General features: G+C 46.3%; 2 protein-coding genes and 1 tRNA gene. 2 read left to right on the plus strand and 1 reads right to left on the minus strand.

Translation table 11 applies throughout. The annotated features are described in order from the left end of the window. The coding region (locus tag R7Q46_RS25370) for a helix-turn-helix domain-containing protein (protein ID WP_318077964.1) at positions 1-254 on the plus strand (254 nt) is incomplete at its 5' end. A gap of 241 nt (positions 255-495) precedes the next feature. Then, positions 496-627, plus strand: a complete 132-nt coding sequence (locus R7Q46_RS30860) for a hypothetical protein (protein ID WP_411978769.1) — start codon at positions 496-498, stop codon at positions 625-627. Between the two features lie 199 nt (positions 628-826). Here R7Q46_RS30860 and R7Q46_RS25375 read toward each other — a convergent pair. Beyond that, a tRNA-Asp gene (locus R7Q46_RS25375) sits at positions 827-903 on the minus strand. Positions 904-999 lie beyond the last annotated feature (96 nt).

A 999-nucleotide genomic window follows, 5' to 3' on the forward strand; every position in this document is an offset into this window, starting at 1 on the left:
GATGGCAAGAAAAGCCAAGAACAGGAAGACCACCATTCTTAACTTCCGAGCAAAGAGAACAACTGAGTCAATATATAAAAGATAAAGCCAATGGTACACAAGACGGAGAACTGACTGGTTCCGACATCCACGCTTATATCATGAAAGAATTTGGCGAGCACTACCACCCTAACTCTATCTATTACCTGCCCGACCACATGGGCTTTTCATGGATAACTTCCCGCTCAAAACACGACAACACACTTATGGACTGAAAAAGCAGCTCGCCCAAGAGCCGAGAAACAACAATTTGAGTATGCTTATCTGTTCGGTTCAGTCGTCGCAGAAAAGGAATTGGTGAGGCTATCGTTGTCCCTGGGTTAATAAAGACATCATGATAGAGCACTTAAAACAAATATTGGCAGTCACGGAGGAAGGACGTCACGCCGTCGTTGTAATGGATGGCGCAGGATGGCATACAGAAGAAATTGCCAATGACTTTAAAATGTCAGTGTCATCAAACTTTCGCCCTATTCTCCAGAGCTAAACCCTATCGGACAAGTATGGCGTTGGTTGCGGCAACACGATTTATCCAACCAATCTTTTACGGATTACGACGACATCATCTCCAAAGTCTGCGATGCATAGAATCGGTTTTGGATTGATCCAAAATAGTCACCCAATGTGCTCGAGAAGGTGGATAGACCTGACCAGTTAATTTTCCAGATTGGTATAAATGGCGAAGTCGTGGAACTGCAGATCATCGAGAATGGTCTTTCTTGGAAGGGAAAAGACAGCCCCTAAAACGACAAAAGCCCTGCTATTTCTAGCAGGGCTTTCAAATAAGTGGCGGAGCGGACGGGACTCGAACCCGCGACCCCCGGCGTGACAGGCCGGTATTCTAACCAACTGAACTACCGCTCCGCACTGGTTAGACCTAAGTCTAAATTTAAAGCCTGGCGATGTCCTACTCTCACATGGGGAAGCCCCACACTACCATCGGCGCTATTTCGTTTCACT

The sequence above is a fragment of the Vibrio sp. 811 genome (genome assembly GCF_033339195.1).